This window comes from Neorhizobium sp. SHOUNA12A (assembly GCF_023006505.1).
Classification (GTDB): Bacteria; Pseudomonadota; Alphaproteobacteria; order Rhizobiales; family Rhizobiaceae; genus Neorhizobium.
Window position 1 is genome coordinate 1 of record NZ_JALBGV010000153.1, and the last position, 6,467, is coordinate 6,467.

Annotated in this window: 7 protein-coding genes; 2 read left to right on the forward strand and 5 right to left on the reverse strand. The window is 57.6% G+C overall.

The window, feature by feature from the left end:
- Together MOV63_RS31685 and MOV63_RS31690 are read right to left on the reverse strand one after the other, a co-directional pair.
- On the reverse strand, nucleotides 1-297 hold a 297-nt coding region (locus MOV63_RS31685), incomplete at its 3' end, for a hypothetical protein (RefSeq protein ID WP_247039711.1).
- Nucleotides 294-1,004 (reverse strand): ParA family protein, encoded by a 711-nt coding sequence (locus MOV63_RS31690; RefSeq protein ID WP_247039712.1) that lies wholly within the window; start codon nucleotides 1,002-1,004, stop codon nucleotides 294-296. The genes MOV63_RS31690 and MOV63_RS31685, both read right to left, overlap by 4 nt.
- A gap of 389 nt (nucleotides 1,005-1,393) precedes the next feature.
- Here MOV63_RS31690 and MOV63_RS31695 point away from each other — a divergent pair, with 389 nt between their 5' ends.
- Nucleotides 1,394-1,903, forward strand: coding sequence for a plasmid mobilization protein (locus MOV63_RS31695; RefSeq protein WP_247039713.1), 510 nt, complete (start codon nucleotides 1,394-1,396; stop codon nucleotides 1,901-1,903).
- Nucleotides 1,903-4,278 (forward strand): conjugal transfer protein TraA, encoded by a 2,376-nt coding sequence (locus tag MOV63_RS31700; protein ID WP_247039714.1) that lies wholly within the window; start codon nucleotides 1,903-1,905, stop codon nucleotides 4,276-4,278. The genes MOV63_RS31695 and MOV63_RS31700 overlap by 1 nt, the downstream gene beginning before the upstream one ends.
- A 599-nt stretch (nucleotides 4,279-4,877) precedes the next feature.
- On the opposite strand, the gene MOV63_RS31705 is transcribed toward MOV63_RS31700, so the two are convergent.
- The 3 genes from MOV63_RS31705 to MOV63_RS31715 all read right to left on the reverse strand — a co-directional run bounded on the left by MOV63_RS31705 (nucleotide 4,878) and on the right by MOV63_RS31715 (nucleotide 6,361).
- A complete protein-coding gene (locus tag MOV63_RS31705) occupies nucleotides 4,878-5,045 on the reverse strand; it encodes a hypothetical protein (RefSeq protein WP_247039715.1) in 168 nt (55 codons plus the stop codon).
- Nucleotides 5,046-5,622: 577 nt separating this feature from the next.
- On the reverse strand, nucleotides 5,623-5,898 hold the full coding sequence (locus MOV63_RS31710) for a hypothetical protein (protein WP_157885309.1): 276 nt from the start codon (nucleotides 5,896-5,898) through the stop codon (nucleotides 5,623-5,625).
- A gap of 232 nt (nucleotides 5,899-6,130) precedes the next feature.
- Nucleotides 6,131-6,361, reverse strand: a complete 231-nt coding sequence (locus tag MOV63_RS31715) for a hypothetical protein (protein WP_247039716.1) — start codon at nucleotides 6,359-6,361, stop codon at nucleotides 6,131-6,133.
- Nucleotides 6,362-6,467 lie beyond the last annotated feature (106 nt).

The following is a 6,467-nucleotide window of genomic DNA, read 5'->3' on the forward strand; positions in this document are numbered from 1 at the left end:
TTGAAGGCGCGCTTTCAACTCGTAGTCCAAGGCGATGTTGATGAAGAATTTCACGCTGCGCTGTTTTGATCGTTTCAGGTTCTTCAAGCTGTAGCGGACATCCTCCTGCGCGATTGCCCGCGCCTCGGCCGTCTCTCGCCGCTGCTCTTCAGTCGGTTTGGGCAGCATCTGAGCCGGTGGTTTGTCGACTGGCAGGGTCGGCTCGCTGCTCGGCGAATTGGACCTCTTATCCGATTTTGATTCAGGCTTGCGAGATGCGATAGAGAAATCCTGGATGTCGAGAACGGATTTGCTCATGCGGCGCCCTCGAGTTCGGCCGCCGCCCTACGCTGCTCGATCTCATCTACGAGTTGATGAACTTCAAGCCGGGCCTTGCGAACAGGATCAGTGAGATCCTGCATTTGCAAGGTCCCGAGGCCGTTCTGGATTTCGCGGTATATATTGCGCTCGAAGAGTTCTGTGTCGAGGAGGCCTGTCCGGTACTCGGCCGCAACCAAGCCGGCCACAAACGGTCGGATGTACCGATAGGCTTCGAGATTTCGGCCTGGCACGGAAATCCGCGTCCTGACATTGAAATGGGTGATCGAAAGACCGTGCCGGTCGTTGATCTCATTGACCGCCGCCACGGCTTGGCCCGCCGCCTCCAGTTCCTTGATCGCCGGTTGGATTGGTGAAATCACCAGTTCGGCCGAGCGGATGATGGCTGTTTGCAATGAACTGTCGACGCCCGGCGCATCAATGACGACGAGATCAAATGCCTTGCCTAGATTGTCGATGGCCTGCTCGATCGAGCGTTGCGTCGATGCCTGGGTGAGTTCGATATTATCCGGGACATTGGCTTTCTCGCCGCATAGCTGCCACCAGCCTGACAGGTTTTGACGGTTGTCTGCATCGACAAGAAGAACCCGCTCGCCGCGAAGGGCATATTCCCCCGCGATCAAGGTCACGAGCGTGGTTTTTCCAGCCCCACCTTTGTTACTCACTGCCGCATAGGTTCTCGGCATTTGGCCGCCTCCGCACGTGGTGAAGATGGCCGCATCATGGACTGAGAGCAGGGAGTGAGGCAAGCAAAAAAGTGAACATAATGTATTCATAGCTGAAAACTGTCGCCGTCCAAGCTACAGGCGCGTTGTACGATGTGGAATATATTCCGTATCCCATCGATCGACAGAGCATCTGTAGCGATGCAGGATATGTTACGGACCTAAAAACAGTAGCTACATCCATAAGCAACATCAGCATTTAATGACTGTGTAGAGGTAGGCCGCTTATACGCACTGCAGGTGAGGGTTGAACGTGTTGGCGGGCGCAGCATCGCTGTGACCCTTCCGAGGTCACTCGACTGGCGATCATTTGAGTGGCATTGGGTTGAAATTATGTTACCGATACGGTAATGGTGTTTTGGCAGGATACGCAATTTTGTGATACAAATTTGCTGACGATCGACGGACAAGCCGTCGATGGGCCTGCGGCCTGTTTCGAGGAGGTGCCGATGAGCCCGTCTTCAGCGTCCGAGACCGTGCCGGTGATCGGCGCCGAACGGAAGTCAAGGGTGGTCCACGCAAGGTTCGGCGCGACCGAGATCCGCATGATCGAGGAGGCGGCAAAAGCAGCCGGCCTGACCGTTTCGGCTTTCGTGCGGTCGCTCACATTGGAAGGGGCCGGCGTACGTCCGTTCCTAACTGACGCCGATCGAGCCGTGTTTGGCCTGCTCTTATCAGAGGTGAGAGCGGTTGGAGTAAACCTCAATCAGCTGGCGCGGACCGCAAACCGCCGGGCGTCCTCCTTCGCGGAGGAAACGAGATTTGTCGCTGATGATGTTCACCGGGTGCTTGCCGCGGTGCTGCTCGAACTGAAGTCCTACGCAGAGCGAGGTGCACGTCTCCGCAGTGGTAAACGCTAATGGAAATCTTTCTCGGAGCATTTACGGCAGAATGGGAGCAACGCAAAGCCGCGTTCCTTCATGACCTGTCGCTCGGCCAGCGCCCGTTCGAAGACGATGACGAACGGCGCCGCCGGAGCGGCTCCATAGCAGCGGCTCGAGGGGCAAGAGGGTCGAAGGGCGGAGGATTCTTGCCTAGGCATATGCATTCCAACTTTTCTGGTCGGAGCGGCAGTCGCCGCCCGGCCGACCGGCCAATGTGGGCACGATTTGCTGGGCTTGCCGCGGGGAGCCAGCCGGCGGTTGTGAAAATGGCATCGTTCGGTGGCGGCGCACGGCTCGGCGCCATGATCAACTACGTCTCCCGCAACGGAGAGGTCGTGGTAGAGAACGAGCGCGGCGACCAGCTTCGCGGCAGGGATCAGCTCTCTGCGGTCGGCGGTGAGTGGGATCATCTTATGAACAACCGAGCCGAAAGCCGCGACATCGGCCTATTCAAGATCTCTGTCGGGCACGCCACCAGCGCCGACGGTGAATTCTTCGAACGAGGTCGCGAGATCGTCAGCTACGCTCTGGGCGACCGAGCATTCGCCTTTGCCGTTGCCCAACAAACCGATGGCACAGGCTTCGAAATCCAGGGTGTCGCCGTGCTTCGCGACCGGCATGGCGAGCGGCTTACAGGCGACGACAAAGCGACATCCATCGTACAGAAGCGGTTGGAGGCGACGCTGAGTGGAGCGCGCGACATCCGGTTCCAGTTCACCGGTCATGGCAACGGCACGGACTACGGGACCAGCCGTCTTCGCAGGCTTGTCGAACAGTATCCAGGAAGGGTAGAGGACGAGCAGGGGCGGCTGGTCATGGACGCTAAGCGGGCCGTAGACCTCGTCCAGCAGGAGTGGCGAGGCCAGCTTCACAGCCGCAAACCGCGCGACGTGATGCACCTGATCATATCGGCACGGGCGGGTACTGATACCGCTGCGTTTCAGGATGCTGCGCGGGACTTTCTCGGCAGCCAATTTGGCGGGCATCGTTACGTATTTTCGCTGCACGATGCGTCCAGCGATCCAAAGGCTGAGGCCGCGGGCGGCAAACGTCCCCACGTCCACGTGCATGCGATCGTCGCGATGCGATCGGATGCCGGCGACAGGATCGAGACTACGATCCCCGCCTTTCGGCAATGGCGACTGGTTATGGCCGAGAAAGCGCGTGCACACGGCATCGACATGGAAATGACCGATCGCCGTGATCGCGCGAGCCCACCGAGCTATACCAAAAACCAAGTTCGCCCACTGAATACAGTCGGTCGCACCGTATATGAGGGAACGACCCAAGCTGCGGATTTCCGTTATAGGTCGAAACGTGCCGATGTCCCCTTCCGAGCTTCCACCGCGCGCAGCCAGATCTACATGCAAGCTGCCCGGGAAGAGTGGAGCAATATATTGAATTACGGTGCTTTTCACGCTCATTCTGATTTTGTCAACACTCAGATAACGCGCCTTGAGGATCGAAGAAGGTCTATCGGAATGTCGAGTCGCAGCGACAGAGACACCACAAATTCTGCTTCGCAATTCCGAATACAGGTGGTAGAGTTGTCTGAGCTTGTTTCGGAGGGTGAAGATATGCACCATATGACAAGGTCGGAGTTCGTGGCTTACGAGAAGCGCGTCGAGACGTCGCTTTTCCAGGCCGAACGCGCCATGTCGTCCGATAACCGAAAGGACTTCCAGGAGATCGCTGCGGCAGCACGGGAACACGTGGCTGCGCGGCGTGAACTGATGGAGTTTACCGAAGAGCAGACGTCAAAACGGCCTGCTTCGAGAGAGAGTTTATCTCGAACCGCTGATCGTGAAGACGAGCAACGGCGATGGAGTGACGCCGTTGAGCGGCACGGCCTTGATGCTGCTGCAGCGGCGAACAAGGCGCTGATCGATATCGAACGGGTTCGAGGCGCCATTGAACAGCTGCAGGGGCGCGAGCAAATCGATGACGGTGCGCGGACCTTGAAGGAGGGGTTGCGTCTGCAACTGTCCAAGGCAGGAGAACTCGGTGCGAGCGGCAATACGTTGATCCGCGACGCCGCAGAAAGGGACGTTGAACTCAAGACGGCAATTCTGAACGCCGAGCGAGAGCGCCGATTTGCAGAGCGAGACAAACGGGAGGGGTCCGGGGCGACCGATGCCGTCGCGGGGCCTGGTCGCGACGCCGCGAACGATAAGGTAGTCGAGGATCCCGCTACAGTCGGGAAGACATCGTCATCGCAGGAGGGAAGCGTAAGGACAGACGCCGAACCAAGCGGTGACACGACGAAGGACGATCCTGCCAAACAGCACGTGCCCCGCCTTGAGGAGGTGCAGCGACAGGCGGACCACGACCGGGATGACCGTGAAAGGTGAGGTGATCATGTGTGACCGTGATAAGCGAATTTTCGTTGAAGAGCATTCCCGCTCTAACGAAGGTTGGGCTAAGGCCTGTGGATTAATATTTGTTGCGATCATGGCCATTGGCATTGTGGACCACGCGCTCACGTCTGCATGGCTTATGATAGCGAGATGGGTTCAGTGACCTGCGGATTCCGGAGCGATCAGCGGATTGGTGCTCCCGTACGGGAGCGCGCTCCCTTAATTTCCGTTCAAGCCTCGGTTATGTTCCCGCTCGGGAGCGCGACATGGCACGCAAGCAGAGCATCAAAAGACGAGATAGTACAGAATGAGTTGCGAGCGGGCGCGACCGCCGCACAAGATCTCGCACGACGTCTCGCAACTGTCCGCGCGCCTGTAGAGGCCCTCAAAAACATAAGTGAAAACATCCCGACCGACAGCAGTCTCGCTAAGTCGGCTCCGTCGGCTGCCGAGATCGCCAGCGGTTTCGCAGGCGAGTGGGCGAGGTCAGCGGTTCTCTCTCAAAGATCGATGTCAAACTACCCGATATTTCGCAGCGAATTCAGGCGTCACTGCCGCTCACTCTTGACGACCTGTTATCCCAAGTAGGGCCATCAGCCGAAGAGAAGCAGATCAACAGACCCGAAGATCTCGGACGGATGGTGCGCCGCGCCCGTGAAGAACGCCGGTGTCATATGCACACCTAAGCCAAAAATGGCTAATTTTGATCGACTAAGTATGCCGAGCGGCGTGAAAAAACGCAACAAAATAGCCGAAATCATCCTAATACGCCGAAAAACGGTAACTCGTGCCGAAAAACGTTGAGAAATACCTCCTTTTGTCAAAAAATAAAACTCGGCTGAAGGCGGTGGAAATTATATCGGTGATTGTATTTATCTCTGTTGGACGGAATAGCGCTTTTGTTTATGGCTTTGCGATTGGCATCGACAGCTGGAAAGCTCTTTTACAAAGATAAAACGGAGACCGAGAGGTAGAACGAAAAAGAGAGGCCTTTCGACCTCCCTTCCCGTATTTCGTCAGCTGATCCCTGACTGGTAGTATTCGCCGCTTATCGGCAGGCCCTACCAAGCGCTCGCTCAGACCTGTGCAGTTATGTGCCACACCTGATATTTAGAGACCGTGAGGCGTAAGCACGGTCTCGGTATCTCTACCGCTGATACTTAAGCGGCTCCATGGCGTGAATTTATCAAGGGTTAGATGCCACTCAAGACGCAGTACGCCCCAGCAATATCGGCTCCCGTTCGTGGAAATCACGTCAGCAGCGGTCGAAATGGACACGCCAGACGACGTGATATCGTCCACAATCACTATCGACGCGTTCTGCAGATTCGGGGCGCCTTAGCACAAGGCTTCGAGTTGTGCTTTCACTGTCAGCCAAGTGCCGCGTTTGTCGCACCATGCAGCACGTACAGCGGCCTGAAATGGCTTCTTCCAACCGGGGATGAACCGTTCAATGGCATTGCCACCTGGTGGAAGCGGTGCCACTGCGAGAACACGATCAATGTCACGATTGTCCCGCAGCTTGCCCACGGCCTCATAAAGCGAGGTTTTACCCAGCGGCTTCTCGTTGCGGCGCTCGCCGACTTCCTTACGGGCACGGTCGAGTAGGGTCACGCTTGGCCAACCGCCGTCCCGGCACAGCTGATTGTAGTGGTGGTGTATTCCAGCATCCAGTGAGCCTTTCCCACCTGGTAGGCGGTCAAGCTGATCGCGCTTCCCGGAAGCACGACCTCGGAATGTTTGCGGGGCTCCAGATGCACGGGACGAAGGCGGCCGACGCTGCAGAGCCAATCGATCTGACAGGAGGACAGCCACAGGGGTGTCTGGTAGCGCGTATCCAGCCGCGTCAGGCGTCGCGATGTTGCGGAGCCCCGTTCGTCCAAGCCTCGGCCGCATAGACGCTGTAGGTGCTATGATCGCCGTCTGCATAAATTGCGAACTGGTCCCCCGGGATGATGTCCTGGGCGGGAGCATCGGCATGATGGACCGGCGTCTGGGCAATGTTCCACTGTTTCGCCGTCAGCAGGCGCATCGATCCCTGCAGCAAGAATTCGAAATGCTTCGAACTGATCGTCATGCCATCCCCTCATAGACCATCGCGTCCAGCGTCAGAGGCATGCCGAGATCGAGGCGAACCTCGCCGCGCATCGCCAACTGCATGACCGCCGTGAAGATCAGGTTCG

What these genes read in the sequence shown, in the direction of transcription:
- MOV63_RS31690 (WP_247039712.1), bottom strand. Translation starts at nt 1,004, where the DNA reads ATGCCGAGAACCTATGCGGCAGTGAGTAACAAAGGTGGGGCTGGAAAA.
- MOV63_RS31695 (WP_247039713.1), top strand. Translation starts at nt 1,394, where the DNA reads ATGGTGTTTTGGCAGGATACGCAATTTTGTGATACAAATTTGCTGACG.
- MOV63_RS31700 (WP_247039714.1), top strand. Translation starts at nt 1,903, where the DNA reads ATGGAAATCTTTCTCGGAGCATTTACGGCAGAATGGGAGCAACGCAAA.
- MOV63_RS31705 (WP_247039715.1), bottom strand. Translation starts at nt 5,045, where the DNA reads ATGATTTCGGCTATTTTGTTGCGTTTTTTCACGCCGCTCGGCATACTT.
- MOV63_RS31715 (WP_247039716.1), bottom strand. Translation starts at nt 6,361, where the DNA reads ATGACGATCAGTTCGAAGCATTTCGAATTCTTGCTGCAGGGATCGATG.